The organism is Collinsella sp. OM06-18AC (assembly GCF_003438785.1).
GTDB lineage: Bacteria > Actinomycetota > Coriobacteriia > Coriobacteriales > Coriobacteriaceae > Collinsella.
Window position 1 is genome coordinate 39,305 of record NZ_QSTX01000014.1, and the last position, 14,770, is coordinate 54,074.

The window sequence follows — 14,770 nt, forward strand, 5'->3', positions numbered from 1 at the left end:
GGGGAGCGAAACAAGGCAAGCAGAAGCTATGCCACAGGCTTAACATCATCCATGACGACGTTATCCATAGCAGCTCGATTGATCTGGTGAACGTAGATAGAAAGGCGGATGGCCGTGCGCGACTCCCCGTTAATGAGGATGTCGGAGAACACGGGCGCGCAGGAAATATCAAAACCGGTTGGAATCAAAAAACCGCGCGCGATAGCAACGGCCTTAATAGCCTGGTTGACGGCACCGGCGCCGACACACTGGATGTTGACGGGTACACCATCCTTGACCATGCCGGCGATGGCGCCGGCAACGGACGCGGGCGATGATTTGCTTGATACCTTCAGGCAATCCATGAAGAAACTCCTGCATTTAAAAGTACGTTTTAACTGCAATAACTGTATCGTACCGAGTGGACTCGGTAAAGGCACTATTCCTCTTTGGCAAGATCAAAGGTCACGGTGATTCGATCACGCGAAACACGGATCTTTGGGTCGCCGCAAAGGTTGAGATAGTACCGGGTGGCAAGGTCATTAAAGTCGCGTTCCACAGCGCGCGAAAACTGTGCCATGTCATCCTTGGCAATACGTAGCCCGCGACGATCCTTCGCGAGATCGACAGGAGCCGGCGCATGCGAGGACGAATCACGCTCGCGCAGCAGACGCGCGGTCACACCGCGAACGGGCTTAATCTGCCCTGCCAAAATGCGATGGGCCGTGCGCTCGGACATCTCAAGACCCAAACCCGAACAAATACGGATAAAGTCCTCGGCATCAGAAGCAAGGCCTAAACGATCGACAACCGGAAGCTCGCTCTCGTCATCAATGAACAGGAGACGAGACGTATCGAGCCGACTTGACGCTTGAGCATAAAGGGTCGCGGCAATCTCAGACGGAGAACCGAGATAGACATCGCAACCACGCAACTCCTCGAGCGCAAACTCACAAGCAGCGCGAATAATATTATGTGGACCGCGAGCGCAGACATAACGTCCGTCCTCATCCTTGACGGCCTGGGGCCAGCTGGACTGATCGGCACGCTCACTGAGGCGGTCGGCCGCAACGCTCACCTTGAAGGCTGAACCAAGATCGACGCCGGACGTGACCACACGGGCCTCGTCGGTGTTCTGCTTAATCGAAAACAATGCCATGCCACGACCGTGAACGCCCCAACGGTCCATCTTCATGCTCTCGAGCTTGGAGGTAACGCGGGCATCAAAGATTCGCTCTTGCATATCCTGCGGAACGCCAGAACCGTTATCCAGAAAGACAAGCGTGCGGACGCCATCTTCCTTGGTCGTGGCGAGATAGACCTTGTCGGCGCCGGCATCGCGAGCATTACGGAGCATTTCGATGACGATGTCCTCGACATGCTGAATGTCGTGCTTAGCCTGGCGCCGCTCGGCCTCCGAAACGCGGAGGCGGACATACCCCTCGCCAAGGTTCTCCTCGACGCGAAGGTTGCCCTCCCCCGACATCGACGCGATAAATGAGATGAGCTCGTTCGCGTCGCTCATGTTATTTAGCGATATCGACAGCGCGGCTCTCGCGAATCACGACGACGCGCACCTGACCGGGATACTCCATCTCTTCCTCGATCTGATGGGCGATATCGTGAGCCAGGACCGTGGACTGGGCATCGGAGATCTTGTCCGGCTGGACCATGACGTGGACCTCGCGACCGGCCTGCATGGCATAGGTACGTTCGACGCCGTCATGGGAGTTGGCGATCTCCTCGAGCTTCTCAAGACGCTTGATGTAGTTCTCGGCAGACTCGCGACGGGCACCGGGGCGAGAGGCAGAGACAGCATCGGCGGCCTGCACCAGGACATCGAGCACCGTGTTGGGGTCGACATCGGCATGGTGAGCCTCAATAGCGTGGACGATAACGGGCTTCTCGCCATAACGGCGGGCAAGCTCGGCGCCGATGACGGCATGCGGGCCCTCGACGTCGTGGTCGATTGCCTTGCCCAGGTCATGAAGCAGGCCGGCGCGCTTGGCGGTCACAACGTCCAGGCCAAGCTCGGAAGCCATCACGCCGCACAGATCAGAGACCTCGAGGGAATGCTGAAGCACGTTCTGACCAAACGAGGTACGGTAGCGCAGGGCACCAAGGGTCTTGACGATCTCGGGGTGCAGATCGTGGATGCCGGTATCGAAGGCAGCCTGCTCGCCAGCCTCGCGCACGCGCTGCTGAACCAGGTCGGCGGCCTTGTGATACATCTCCTCGATACGGGCAGGGTGAATGCGGCCGTCGGCGATGAGGTTCTCGAGGGCGACACGGGCGGTCTCACGACGGACCGGGTCGAAGCTCGAAAGAACGACGGTCTCGGGCGTGTCGTCGATCACGAGGTTGACGCCGGAAACCTGCTCGAAGGTCCGGATGTTGCGACCCTCGCGACCGATGATACGGCCCTTGAGGTCATCAGAGGGAATGTGCACGGAGGTAACGGTAACCTCGGCAGTGTGGTCGGCAGCGCAGCGCTGAATCGCCAGAGACAGAATCTCCTGGGCGGTCTTGTGGCACTCGGCGCGAACCTGCTGCTCGGACTCGCGAATGATCGTGGCGGCCTCGTGGGTGACCTCGCCGCGAACCTTATCGAGGAGCTCCTTGTGGGCGTCCTCGCGGGTAAGGTCGGCGATACGCTCGAGCTCGGAGGTCTGCTTTGCACAGAGCTCCTCGAGCTCACGGGAGCGCTTCTCGACCTGACCGGCCTGGCTGGACAGCTGATGCTCGCGCTTGTCGAGAGCGTCGTTGCGGCGATCAAGGGATTCCTCGCGCTGCATCACGCGGTTCTCGAGCGTACGAATCTCGTTCTTACGCTGCTTGTCCTCGGCCTCGGCGGCCTGCTTGTTCTTGATGATCTCCTCTTTAGCCTCGAGCAGAGCCTCTTTTTTGAGGGTCTCGGCCTGACGCTTAGCATCACCGATCAGGGACTCAGCCTGTGCGTGTGCCGACTGGATTTTTTCGTCGGCCTCGTGAAGACTACCCTGCTTGGCGGTGCGCATGTAGGCAATGGCGGCGATGGCACCCAAAACGATGCCAACGAGCGCTGCGATGATAGGCATGCTCACTCCTTTTTATGGATTCGTTACACAACAAAGCGAACCGTCCTTACGAACGGCTCGCGACATTTGAGTAATATGGGCGCAGCTTATGCGGGTCGGATACAGATAAACATATAAACAAACTCATCACAGATGAGCACATATCACAAAGCAAATGACGCTGTTTATCGTACGTTGAACCACAACAACTGTCAAATAAATGCCCCCAACACGGCGGCTAAAACACGGTGAGCGGCAGGGCCACAAAACGCATACGCCTAAACCGCACATTCCTCGCGTTCGGCATCGAGACGTGCCTTAACGGCATCGGCGGCGATATGATACGAGAAGCCCTTGCCCATCAAAAACCGAACCAGTTTTTCGAATCCGCGCGTCTCTGGAACACGCCGCTTGGCGAGCAGGGCTGACGCACGCGCCAAATCGTCTTCGACGGCAAAATAATCCTCGGGATAACCGGGAATGTCATCGAGCACGACATGACGGCGCTTGAGCTCGGTCTCGATTTTGCGCTGTCCCCAACCGCGCCGCTTGCGCTCCTCGATAAAGTACGAGCAAAAGCGGTTCTCGTCTAAAAAGCGATACTCGGTGGCGCGCTCGACGGCGAAATCGATTGCGGTCTGGTGAAAGCCGTAGCGAGCCAGCTTGTCACGGACCTCGCCCGTCGCATGGTCGCGGCGCGATAACATCTCGGTCACCATGGTAAGTGCACATTTACGCTCGACGAGCTGCACCGCCTCACGAAAGTTGTCCCAATCACAGGGAAGATCGGGGCGGTTTTTGACATACAGGCGCGCGACCCGCACGGGAATCCAAATGGACCGCTCAAAACCGCCCTCAAGCTCACAATCGATATGTGCGCAAGGCTTTTTGGACGCATACCCGCTCGAGAACGAGGAGGCCGCCTTCTTATCGGGAAAGACGACCGTGGCCTCGGTCACCGTATACGACATGAGCGCAACCGCTACTCGTCGTCATCATCGAGCATGGCGGAACCATCGATGGCGTAAAGCTCGTCAAACTCCTCAGGCGCAGGCTGATCGGTCAGCTCGACCTCGGATGGAGCATCGTCGTCAAACTCAAGCCCGCAGGCAAGGCGGACCTTATGCTCAATCTCGTCGGCGCAATCAGGGTGTTCGCGCAGGAACGCCTTGGCGGCCTCGCGACCGTTGCCGAGCTTGTCCTCGCCATAGGCAAACCAGGAGCCCATCTTCTTGCAGATGCCGCACTCGACAGCCATGTCCAGAATCGAGCCCTCCTTAGAGATGCCCGTACCGTACATGATGTCGAACTCAGCAGAACGGAACGGAGCTGCCACCTTGTTCTTAACGACCTTGGCGCGCACGCGGTTACCGATAACCTCATCCTTAAGCTTAATGCTGTCGATGCGGCGAATGTCGATACGCACCGAAGAGAAGAACTTAAGGGCGCGGCCGCCCGTCGTGGTCTCGGGGTTGCCGAACATGACGCCGATCTTCTCTCGCAGCTGGTTAATGAAGATGCATGTCGTGTTGGACTTGGACAGCGAGCCGGCGAGCTTGCGGAGCGCCTGACTCATCAGGCGAGCTTGCAAACCGACCGTGGTATCGCCGATCTCTCCCTCGATCTCGGCACGCGGGGTCAGCGCGGCGACGGAGTCGACGACGATGGCATCGATGGCGCCGGAACGCACGAGCATGTCAACAATCTCGAGCGCCTGCTCACCCGTATCAGGCTGGGAAATCAGTACCTCGTCGATATCCACGCCAATGCGCGCGGCATACGTGGGATCGAGCGCGTGCTCGGCATCGATAAATGCCACCACGCCACCCATTGCCTGGGCCTCGGCCAGGATCTCAAGCGAAAGCGTCGTCTTACCGGAGGACTCAGGACCGTAAATCTCGACGATGCGGCCGCGCGGCACACCGCCGATACCCAGAGCGGCATCGAGTGCCAGAGCGCCCGTAGGGATGGCCTCGACCTCGAGCTCGGGGCCACCGTCGCCGTACCTCATGATGGAACCCTGGCCGAATTTCTTCTCGATCTCGGCCTTGGTGGTGGCGATCATCTCATCGCGCTCTTTACCCGTCGTGCGAGCATGAACGGTACGTACGGGACCTGAATTCTTGGCCATGAAAAGCCCTCCTCTTAACAACCTGCATCGATAATAAACGAACGGCTGTTCGTGGTCAACCGTTCAGATAAATCATATGCAGGCAGTCTTTCCAAAACCCAACCAAACGCCGACCTAACACTGACCAAATGCTTGACCACAAAGGGGCAAATAAGAACAAGAAAGGCAAAAATACACCTATGACCAGCGCAAACGCTAAATTCGTCAGGGGTCCCTATCTCCACAATTAAGGGGCCCGAAGGCCCCTTAAAACACGTCTATTCCATAGAGTTAAGCACAAGGGCAATGCGTCCCAATGCCTCCGCGACCGCATGGGCACGAACACACGAACGGTCGCCCTCATAGTGGCAGCGCACAGAGTCCACGACCGGCACTTCCCCATCAGCCGCGCGATACGCCCAGCCAATATAGAAAGTGCCAGCCGGATCGTCCTCAGTGCCGCCGCCGGGGCCGGCATAACCCGTTGCGCTCACTGCAATATCGCTCTGGTACAGCTCCAGCGAACGCGCCGCCATCTCGCGCGCGGTCTGATGCGACACCGCGGTATAGCGGTCGAGCGTCTCCTGATCAACACCCAAAACGCGATGCTTGATCTCATCGCAGTAGGTCACCGCACCGCCACGCAGCACCGCCGAGGCGCCCGGGATATCGGCAATCGTCGAGGCGATCATACCTGCCGTCAGCGACTCAGCCGTCGAAACCGTCACGCCCCGAGCGCTCGCGCGCTCGACAATATGACGCGCCAGCTCCTCGTTATGTGCGGAAATCTGCTCAAAAGAGTCCGTCATACCCACCAGAACCTAGACCGAAAAGACGATCTTGCGGCAGTTCCAGAAGTACTGGGCGCCCGAGATAACGGTCAGGACAACGGCAACGGCGTACAGGAAGCGCGACACCGAGTAGATGCCGAGCGTCAGCGCCAGCGGGCCAAGGTGCAAGCCGGCCATCGCAAAGACGCACAGGTAACCGCAGATGGAGACCATCGTGGTCGCCGTCTTGTACTTGCCAAGCTTATCGGCGGCAACGACCACGCCGGCGGCACTCGCAACCATGCGCAGGGCGCTTACCAGCAGCTCGCGGAACAAGATGATGAACACGGACCAAACCGACACGGCACCAAAGTCCAAGAATAGCAGCAGGGCCGAGAATACGAGCAGCTTGTCGGCGATGGGGTCCAAGAATTTACCGAAGTCGGTAATCTCGTTGCGCGAGCGCGCCAGATAACCGTCGACCTTATCGGTGCACGACAGGATGACGTACAGAATGAAGGCAGCGGCGGCGAGCGGGCCGTCGAAGGTGCTCCAATCTGTACCGGCAACACTCGTGTGAGAAAGCGCCGACACAATCATGAACACCGGGATAAAGACGATGCGAACGCACGTCACGATGTTGGCGGGCGTCCAAACACTCGTCAGTTCCTTATTGCTCTCGTTTGCCACGACGCTCTCCTACTCCACAACATGGCCGATAAGCTCATAGCAGAAGCTATCGGTAAACTCGACCGTCAGAATATCGCCCACAGATGCCTCGCTGGCATCCAGATGCACCGCGCCATCGGAATCAGGCGCCTGGAACCAGGCATGTCCGATCAGCTCGGCGCCGTCCTCGGTCTCTTCGATACCGTCGACAATCACCTGGGCGCGCTCGCCCACATGTGCGGCAGTTGCAGCAAAACCGAGCGACTCGGCCAGGTCCATGGCCTCCTGGGCGCGCTCGAGCTTGACCTCTTCGTCGACCTGGCCCTCCATCTTGGCGGCCAGGCTGCCCTCCTCCTGCGAGTAGGCAAAGACGCTCGTGTAGTCGAAGCCGACGGTGTCCATAAAGTCGATAAGGTCGCGGAACTCGTCGTCGGTCTCGGTCGGGAAGCCGACCATGGCCGTGGAACGGATCACGATGCCGGGGATGCGCTCACGCAGATCGCGGAACAGGTCCTCGAGCTCCTGGCGCGAACCAGAACGGCGCATAGCCTTGAGGATGCGCGCGTCGCAGTGCTGCACGGGGATATCGATATAGGGCAGCACCTCGGGGGTATCGCGAATCGTCTCGATAAGCTCGTCGGACATGCCCTCAGGCTGCAGGTAGAGAACACGGACCCAGACGTTCTGCGGACGCACGGCCTCGGCTACGGCGCGCAGCAGCTGCGCCAGATTGCGCGGCGAGCCCTCGGCGACGTCACCATCCGCAAAGTCGGTGCCCCAGATGCCCGTGTCCTGGCCGATCAGCACGATCTCTCGCACGCCACCGGCAACCAAGTCGCGCACCTCGGAAATAATGCTCTCGGCATTGCGCGAGTGATAACGACCGCGGATATACGGGATCATGCAGAAGCTACAGAAGCGGTTGCAGCCATCGGAGATCTTGACGTAGGCGACAGCGCCCTCGACGGTGCGCTTGACCTGCGGAATATAGGCGGCAATCTCGCGCTCGACGCCCAGCACGCCATCGATGACCGCCACGATGCCATCCTCCTCGTCGGCCTTCACAAAGGCAGCGACCTCGGGCAGCTCATCGGGCAGATCGTCGCCATAGCGCGACGGCACACAGCCGCACATGACGATGGGGCAAGAACGAACGCCGTCCTGAACCTCGTTGGCGAGCTCGAGCGTGGTCTCGATGCTCTCGGACGTTGCGGAGGCGAGGAACGAGCATGTATTGACGATGGCGATATCGGCATCCTGTGGGTCGAATGCCTCCTCGTAGCCCGCGGCGGTCAAAAGAGAACGCATGCGGTCGGTGTCAACCTCGTTCTTAGCGCACCCTAGGGTGATGTAGAGCACGGAGCCCAACGGTGTATCCATGTTGAAGAGCAGTCCTTTCGAATGATATTAGCGGTAGTTGGTGAACTGCAGCGGCTGGCCGTAGTCCTGGTCGCGCAGGAACTGGATCACGGTCTGCAACGCGTCCTTCGAAGCAGAGGAAACACGCAGCTTGTCGGCCTCGATAGTCACCTTGACCTTGAGCTTTTGGTCCTTGATGTCCTTGTTGATCTTCTTGGCGGTCGCCTGGTCGATACCCTCGACGATATGGCCGAGCACGCGCACGGTGCCGCCCGATGCCGCCTGCGGGGCATCCCACGAGACAGCCTTGAGGTCGATGCCGCGCTTGATGAGCTTGGAGCTCAGCACCTCGATAATCTGCTTGGAGACAAAGTCGGCCGGGGCGTTGATCGTAAAGAGCTTGTCGCCCTTCGAAAGCTCGATCGTGGCGCCGGAATCCTTCAGGTCATAGCGCTGGGAAATCTCGCGCGTGGTTTGCTGGAAGGCGTTGTCGACCTCTTGCATGTTGACCTCGGACACGACGTCGAAGCTGGAATCTTTAGCCATGATGTTTCCTTTCGCGTACGAGCGGCTTAGTAGCTATCGTACGAATAGTCGGTAGAATCGGTGGGCGTCTGGCCGTCAGTTGCGGTATCGGCGCCATCCGTGGACTGGGCATCGGTGCCGTCGGTGGTGTCGGTACCATCGGTGGTGTCGGTACCATCAGAACTTTCACCATTCTCGGAACCAGTCGTCTCCTTCTTGGGAACGGTGATCGTCACACGCGCCACGCCCGAGGTCTTGGTATCGTAACGGACCTTTTCGCCGTTCTTGGTAACGGTGACATCGGAAGGCTTGGACGTGGTGATCTCGATCGAGGACTCAGGCGTGTACTCCTGCTCAAAGGGGCCAGTCGCCTGGGCGCCATAGACCGACTTGCCATCGACCTTGACCTCAATCCAGGCGGTCTTTCCCTTGGCAACGGAGACCTTGACCTTCGTTACCTCGTTTTCTTCCTTTTTAGCCGTCGTCTTGGTGGCGTCCGAATCGGTCGACTCATCCGTCGCCTCATCGGTGTCCTCATCCTCGTCGACCGTTTCGGTCTTCTTAGAAGACTTCTTGGGCGTCGTCTTGGTAGCAGCGGGCGTCTCGGGCGTGGTCTCGGGCGTCGAAGATGCGCAGCCGCGCAGAAGTACCACGATGAGCACGATCAGCAGCAACGCCACGGCACCGATGCCGGCGTAGACGATACGCGGATCGAGACCGTTGTTTTGAGGAGTACGGGAACCGCCGCGTCCACGACTGGAACTGCTGCGGCCGCCTCCCTGAGGCATACGACCACGATTGCTGTCGGAACGGCCGCGATAGCCACCCTGGCCCTGAAGGCTGCGCTGACCCGAGCGGGGCGCAAGTTCACCGCGGCCTTGATAGCCACGCTGGCCCGCACGCGGAGCCGAAGAGCGCTGGCCATACGGCTGTGATTGAGAGCGAAGACGCGGCGTCACCTGCGTGGCATCGGCGTCCGCATAGCCGCCGAGAGCACGACCGGCAGAGACACCACGGTAGCCACGATCGGAATAGCCGCCATCTCCGTAGCCGACACGGGGATCGCGCACCACACCGCGGGCAGCGGGAAGCGCACGATCGTCGGGCATAGGCGTGCTGCGGAAACGATCGCGCTGAGAACGGATTTCCTCACTGGACCCCGTCTCGGTAATATAGCCAGCCTGCTGCGGACGCTGACCATAACGCGTTGAGCGACCACCCTGAACCATCAGGAAGCGCCCGTTATCGACAGAGGAACGCGAATTGACGTAGCCGGCGGCGTCCTGAAAACGACCCCCCTGCTGCGACGTCTCGCGTTCGTATGCCATCAGGTCGTCAAAGTAGGCATTGACGACCTCGCGCGGATTGAGGCCCAAAAAACGAGCATAGCTCGAAATCATGCCCTGCGCATAGCCGCGCGGCGGCATCGAAGCAAAGTTACCGGTCTCGAAAAACTCGATGATCTGCGGCCTGATTTTGATGGTGTTGGCGACCTGCTGAATGGAAAGGCCCATTCGGCGACGCTGCTCGAGCAGCATGTCACCAAAGCGTGCAGCCATCAGAATCCTCCAAACTCACGATCTTCACGTGCCATCTCGGCGTCGACAGATTCCAGCGCGGCAAGCCCCTCCTCGTCCAACAGGACCTCGCGCGGCTTGGAACCGTCGGGCGGGCCGACGACACCCTTTTCTTCCAGCATGTCCATAATACGCCCGGCACGCGCATAGCCAACCTTCAGACGACGTTGCAGGCCAGATGTGGAGCCAAGCTGCGATTCCACCACAATATGGGCGGCTTCCCAAATGAGTGGATCATCGTCTTGCGGCTCGGCTACTCCGGTGCGGACAATGCCTCCGCCACCCGCCATGGACATGGAAGCGGGCGCCACGGCAGACAGGATCTCCTCGTGGTAGTCTGGCTCACTCTGCGACTTGACGAACTCGACAATCTCGTTGATTTCGTCGTCCGAGACAAAGCAGCCCTGGATACGGCGGGGCTTGCCCCAGTCGACCTTGGAGAACAGCATGTCGCCCAAACCGGTGAGCTTCTCGGCACCCATCTGGTCGATGATGACGCGCGAGTCGATGCCCGTGGCGACGTTAAAGGCGATGCGGTTGGTTATGTTGGCCTTGATAAGGCCCGTCACCACGTTGGAGCTGGGGCGCTGCGTGGCAACGATAAGGTGAATACCGGCGGCACGGCCCAGCTGTGCAATACGCACGATCGAGGCCTCGACATCCTTACCGGCGACCATCATCAGGTCAGAGAGCTCGTCAATGATAATGACCAGGTAGGGCATCTTTTGCGGCGGGTTGTCGTAATGCTCAAACTCGCCAGCAGCCTGCTTTTCGTTGTAGGTCGAGATCTTACGCACGTTGAGACGCTCGAAGACCTTCAGGCGACGCTCCATCTCGGACACAGCCCACTGCAGAGCGCTCGCGGCCTGCTTGGGCTCGGTCACCACGGGCACATAGAGATGCGGAAGACCGTTATAGCCCGCAAGCTCAACGCGCTTGGGGTCGACCATAATCAGGCGAACGTCCTCGGGAAGGGCGCGCATGAGCAAGGTCGTGATGATGGAGTTGATCATCACCGACTTACCAGAACCGGTCGTACCGGCAATCAACAGGTGAGGCATCTTGGCGAGGTCGGCAACAACCGGCGTGCCCTCGGCGTCGCGGCCGATGGCGAGCTCGAGCGGACCGCCCTTCACATAGGGCAGCACGTCGCCCAGATTGACGTTCTGGCGCTTGCGGTTGGGAATCTCGATGCCCACGAGCGAGGTGCCGGGGATCGGGGCAAAGATACGCACCGACTGGGCAGCGAGCGAAAGCGCGATATCGTCCTCGAGGCTCGAGATTTTGCTCACACGCTCGCCCTCACCGGGCTGCAGCTTAAAGGTCGTCACCGTGGGGCCGGCGATCCAGCCGACCACGCGGGCACTGCGGCCAAACTCAAGCAAGGTGGATTGCAGTGACTCAGCGGTCTGCTCCAGCTCCTTGTCCGAAGACGCAGCGGAAGCCGACTGCGGGTTGGCATGCAGGATTTCGAGCGGCGGAAGCTTGAGGCCGTCCTCCTCTTCGCCCTCGTTATCTGCGGCGCCGTCGTCCACTCCCCCATCACGAGCCGCAGCCGATTCGATAGCACTCGTGGCAGGCGCATCGGCAACCTTGGGATGCTTCAGGAAGTCGGGAATCTGAGGTGCGGCCGAAACAGGGTTCACGGCAAACGGCGGCTCGGACTCGTCAACCTTGTCCGGATCGTCCTCCATCGAAAGCTGTCCAGTGACCTGCCCGCGCTTGGCGTGGCGACGCGGCAGCAAGGTTGTCTTGGCGGTCTCGAGCGGAGCCTCGTCGTCCTCGTCGTCACCCTCGGTGAGCTCAATCTCGCTATCGGACCAAGACGGGTCGGGCTCACTCGTATTGAGCTTAGGCGCAGCCTTGCCCTTCTTGACATGGCGACGCGGCAGCAGCGTGGTCTTGGCCCGCTCGGCTTCAACCGACTCGGATACGTCGACAAACGGGTCATCGTCCTCGTCGTCATCCAAAACCGGGTCGACATCGCCACCCATGACCGTGGTCACCGCTGCGTCAGTCCCCTTCTGGCGCAGAATGCTCAGGTGCGGACGAGCGACGCCGGGAACAGACAGGGCCTCTTCATCGCCCCACGGGCTGGCGTTGACATCGGCACGACGGCGTTCGGCAAAATCTGCCGCACGGTCACGGGCGGAGCGCAAAACGCCACCCACCGAAAAGCCGATAATGACCAAACCAACGACGACAAGCCCCAGCAAGACAACCATGGCGATAGGTTTACCCAGGGCGTTTTGCAAGGCACTTGCGATAAAGGCGCCAATGTAGCCGCCCGACACGGAAAGGTTCTGCGGCGTAAACATAAGGTCGCACGAATCGCTCGTGCCCGGCACCATCAGCGAAAGAATGGAGACGACGGCGATAAAGACCACGGCGCCGCCCGCGACAGAGCGCACGTTGAGCGGCGAGTCCTCACCCAAAAAGAGCGTGGCGGCAAACAGCAAGATGACGATCGGCAGCACGTAGGCGCCCAGGCCAAAGCCCAGGTGGTAGAAACCGGCAACCGCAGCCGTCACGGGCGCTGTTGCCGGAGAGATCACGGCAATGAAGGACGCGATCGCCAAAACGGCGATGACCACACCGGCGATATCGCGATTGGCCGAAGGCTCGACCAAGGGCTCAAACTCATCGAACTCGGACTCGTGGCCCTTATTGGCACGCAGATGGGAACCGGCACCCTTAGCAGATGCCGGTTGGTTATTGGCCTTATTGCCTTTGGCGTTTTGTGCAGATCCGCGCGCCAAACTAAACCTCCATGACGACCGGGATGATCATCGGACGGGTGCGCGTACGGCTCCAGATAAAGTTAGAGAGCGAATCGCGCACGGCCTTGCGAATGGCATCGGAACCACTGCTGGTAAAGCTAAACTTACCCTTCTCGATCGTCTTCATAATGGACGCGGAGGCATCCTCGGAGAACTGGTCGTCGATGGCAAACGAGACGCCGCGGCCCGAGAACTCGATGGCCTCGATCTTCTTGTGTTTGAGGGAGACGATGGCAACGGCCGTGACCATACCGTCGTTGGCGAGCTTCTGGCGATCGCGCAGGACGATGGGGTCGGTATCGCCGATACGCAGGCCGTCGACGTAAACGACACCGGACTCGACGGGCGTACCGCGCTTGACGATACCACCGCGCATCTCGAGCGTGTCGCCGTTATCGAGGATAAAGATATGATCGTCCTTGATGCCCATCTTGCGCGCCAGCTGGGCATGGGCGCGCAGATGCACGGCCTCACCGTGAACCGGCATAAAATACGTGGGCTTGGCCATGGCCATCAGGAGCTTGAGCTCCTCCTGGCTACCGTGACCCGAGACGTGGACGAGAGCGCGGTTCTTATCCCACACGTCGCAGCCGAGCTTGGCCAGGCTGTTGACGACCTGCTGGACGGCTTTCTCATTGCCGGGAACGGGAGTTGCCGAGAGGATAACGGTATCGCCCTCGTGGATGGAGAGCGTCTTGTGCTCGCCATTGGCCATGCGGGACAGGGCCGACAGCGGCTCGCCCTGCGAACCAGTGCACATGACGACGATCTTGTCGTCAGGCAGGTTATCGATATCGAAGGCATCGATGATATCGGCATCATCGATGTTGAGATAACCGAGCTCGCGCGCCACGCGGGTGTTCGTGAGCATGGAGCGACCGGTCACAACGACCTTACGGCCGCACTTGCGGGCGGCATCGCAGATCTGCTGCAAACGATGGATGTGGCTCGAGAACGATGCGACGAACACGCGACCCGGGGCGTTCTTGATGGCGTGCAGCAGGTTGGGACCAACCTCGGCCTCGGACTTGGTAAAGCCGGGAACCGTGGCATTAGTGGAGTCGGAAAGCAGCAGGTCGATGCCCTGCTTGGCAAAGCGGCTGATAGCGGCATAGTCGGGCGTAACGCCATCGATGGGCGTCTGGTCGAGCTTAAAGTCGCCGGTGTGCATAACGGTGCCCTGATTGGTGCGGATGAACACGCCCAGAGCGCCGGGGATGGAGTGCGTCATCGAGAAGAAGTCGAGCGAGATGCCGCCGAGGTTGACATGGCTGCCGCCCTTGACCTCGCGGAACTTGGGTGCGCGGATGCGGAACTCAGAAAGCTTGCCCTCGATAAAGCCAAGCGTCAGCTTGCTCGAGAAGATGGGCACCTTATTGTTGAGGTCCTGCAGCAGATACGGAAGCGAACCGGTGTGGTCCTCGTGGCCGTGAGTGACGACGATACCGCGGAGCTTCTCCTCGTTCTCCAGAACATAGGTGTAGTCGGGAAGCACCAGGTCGATACCAGGCTGGGAGTCATCCGGGAACATAAGGCCGGCGTCGACGAGCACCATGTCGTCGCCGCACTCGAAGACCGTCATGTTCTTGCCGATGCCGTCAAGGCCGCCAAGCGGAATGATCTTCAAGGGAGATGATTTTTTAGCTGCCATAGGTGAGTGTTGTTTCCTTTCTTCGAAACGTGTCTGGAACAACCGACGGGGCGCTTCTGGCAAACCGACCGCCGGGAACGTACAAATATGCATCGCAGAGTCGATGCGATAACCACAGTATGATACCCATTTGCACAACAACAGACCACCCATGCATCAAAGCCCCATCTGAACTGGTCTATCCCGCCGGTCTGGGGCCATCGGGGGCCGGGGCGGGTTAAGTTTGCTGCTCTACAGTCCTGCGCAAGACGGAGGCCACATTAAGTGCTTTCCTTTGCGTGCGGAACTCGCGAC

Annotated in this window: 12 protein-coding genes; all 12 read right to left on the bottom strand. The window is 59.7% G+C overall.

What is annotated here, in order from left to right; all coding sequences use genetic code 11:
- Positions 1–26: 26 nt before the first annotated feature.
- The gene (locus DXB86_RS08680; RefSeq protein ID WP_006235982.1) at positions 27–344 is read right to left on the bottom strand and encodes a stage V sporulation protein S; all 318 of its coding nucleotides are present in this window, start codon (positions 342–344) and stop codon (positions 27–29) included.
- A 74-nt stretch (positions 345–418) separates the two neighbouring features.
- On the bottom strand, positions 419–1,504 hold the full coding sequence (locus tag DXB86_RS08685) for an ATP-binding protein (protein ID WP_117583191.1): 1,086 nt from the start codon (positions 1,502–1,504) through the stop codon (positions 419–421).
- 1 nt (position 1,505) lies between these two features.
- Complete coding sequence (gene rny / locus DXB86_RS08690) at positions 1,506–3,056, bottom strand: ribonuclease Y (RefSeq protein ID WP_089573375.1); 1,551 nt, start codon at positions 3,054–3,056, stop codon at positions 1,506–1,508.
- Positions 3,057–3,313: 257 nt separating this feature from the next.
- Entirely contained in the window at positions 3,314–4,006 is a 693-nt protein-coding gene (locus DXB86_RS08695; protein WP_089573376.1) for a regulatory protein RecX, read from the bottom strand.
- Positions 4,007–4,017: 11 nt separating this feature from the next.
- Positions 4,018–5,166, bottom strand: a complete 1,149-nt coding sequence (gene recA, locus DXB86_RS08700; RefSeq protein WP_022094695.1) for a recombinase RecA — start codon at positions 5,164–5,166, stop codon at positions 4,018–4,020.
- Between the two features lie 257 nt (positions 5,167–5,423).
- Positions 5,424–5,954 (bottom strand): CinA family protein, encoded by a 531-nt coding sequence (locus DXB86_RS08705; RefSeq protein WP_117736850.1) that lies wholly within the window; start codon positions 5,952–5,954, stop codon positions 5,424–5,426.
- Between the two features lie 12 nt (positions 5,955–5,966).
- Positions 5,967–6,515: a CDP-diacylglycerol--glycerol-3-phosphate 3-phosphatidyltransferase gene (gene pgsA / locus DXB86_RS08710; RefSeq protein ID WP_229071689.1), complete on the bottom strand. Its 549-nt coding sequence runs from the start codon at positions 6,513–6,515 to the stop codon at positions 5,967–5,969.
- A 99-nt stretch (positions 6,516–6,614) separates the two neighbouring features.
- On the bottom strand, positions 6,615–7,964 hold the full coding sequence (gene rimO / locus DXB86_RS08715) for a 30S ribosomal protein S12 methylthiotransferase RimO (RefSeq protein WP_117736851.1): 1,350 nt from the start codon (positions 7,962–7,964) through the stop codon (positions 6,615–6,617).
- Positions 7,965–7,991: 27 nt separating this feature from the next.
- Positions 7,992–8,489: a YajQ family cyclic di-GMP-binding protein gene (locus DXB86_RS08720; RefSeq protein WP_117736852.1), complete on the bottom strand. Its 498-nt coding sequence runs from the start codon at positions 8,487–8,489 to the stop codon at positions 7,992–7,994.
- Between the two features lie 26 nt (positions 8,490–8,515).
- A complete protein-coding gene (locus DXB86_RS08725) occupies positions 8,516–10,027 on the bottom strand; it encodes a RodZ family helix-turn-helix domain-containing protein (protein ID WP_117736853.1) in 1,512 nt (503 codons plus the stop codon).
- Positions 10,027–12,804 carry a DNA translocase FtsK gene (locus DXB86_RS08730; protein WP_233504187.1) on the bottom strand — a complete coding sequence of 926 codons (2,778 nt, stop codon included), beginning with the start codon at positions 12,802–12,804 and terminating at the stop codon, positions 10,027–10,029. Before DXB86_RS08730 ends, DXB86_RS08725 begins: the two co-directional genes overlap by 1 nt.
- 1 nt (position 12,805) lies before the next feature.
- Positions 12,806–14,476: a ribonuclease J gene (locus DXB86_RS08735; protein WP_006235967.1), complete on the bottom strand. Its 1,671-nt coding sequence runs from the start codon at positions 14,474–14,476 to the stop codon at positions 12,806–12,808.
- Between the last annotated feature and the right edge of the window lie 294 nt (positions 14,477–14,770).

Bases quoted from the DNA above. Each gene is read 5' to 3' on its own strand.
- DXB86_RS08680 (WP_006235982.1), bottom strand. From the start codon at position 344: ATGGATTGCCTGAAGGTATCAAGCAAATCATCGCCCGCGTCCGTTGCC.
- DXB86_RS08685 (WP_117583191.1), bottom strand. From the start codon at position 1,504: ATGAGCGACGCGAACGAGCTCATCTCATTTATCGCGTCGATGTCGGGG.
- rny (WP_089573375.1), bottom strand. From the start codon at position 3,056: ATGCCTATCATCGCAGCGCTCGTTGGCATCGTTTTGGGTGCCATCGCC.
- DXB86_RS08695 (WP_089573376.1), bottom strand. From the start codon at position 4,006: ATGTCGTATACGGTGACCGAGGCCACGGTCGTCTTTCCCGATAAGAAG.
- recA (WP_022094695.1), bottom strand. From the start codon at position 5,166: ATGGCCAAGAATTCAGGTCCCGTACGTACCGTTCATGCTCGCACGACG.
- DXB86_RS08705 (WP_117736850.1), bottom strand. From the start codon at position 5,954: ATGACGGACTCTTTTGAGCAGATTTCCGCACATAACGAGGAGCTGGCG.
- pgsA (WP_229071689.1), bottom strand. From the start codon at position 6,515: ATGATTGTGTCGGCGCTTTCTCACACGAGTGTTGCCGGTACAGATTGG.
- rimO (WP_117736851.1), bottom strand. From the start codon at position 7,964: ATGGATACACCGTTGGGCTCCGTGCTCTACATCACCCTAGGGTGCGCT.
- DXB86_RS08720 (WP_117736852.1), bottom strand. From the start codon at position 8,489: ATGGCTAAAGATTCCAGCTTCGACGTCGTGTCCGAGGTCAACATGCAA.
- DXB86_RS08725 (WP_117736853.1), bottom strand. From the start codon at position 10,027: ATGGCTGCACGCTTTGGTGACATGCTGCTCGAGCAGCGTCGCCGAATG.
- DXB86_RS08735 (WP_006235967.1), bottom strand. From the start codon at position 14,476: ATGGCAGCTAAAAAATCATCTCCCTTGAAGATCATTCCGCTTGGCGGC.